The following is a 205-nucleotide window of genomic DNA, read 5'->3' on the forward strand; positions in this document are numbered from 1 at the left end:
GCCCAGATCGCCAGCTAAGGTCCCAAAGTGTGTATTAAGTGGAAAAGGATGTGGAGTTGCTTAGACAACTAGGATGTTGGCTTAGAAGCAGCCCCCATTTAAAGAGTGCGTAATAGCTCACTAGTCGAGTGACTCTGCGCCGAAAATGTACCGGGGCTAAATACACCACCGCAGCTGCGAATTGATACCAATGGTATCAGTGGTA

General features: G+C 48.3%; 1 rRNA gene. It reads left to right on the forward strand.

Going from position 1 to position 205, the window contains the following annotated elements:
- Positions 1 to 205: ribosomal RNA gene (locus MR170_RS32145) — 23S ribosomal RNA — on the forward strand; the annotation flags it as partial.

Origin of the sequence: Bacillus cereus group sp. BfR-BA-01524 (assembly GCF_022662595.1) — a bacterium.
GTDB lineage: Bacteria > Bacillota > Bacilli > Bacillales > Bacillaceae_G > Bacillus_A > Bacillus_A thuringiensis_S.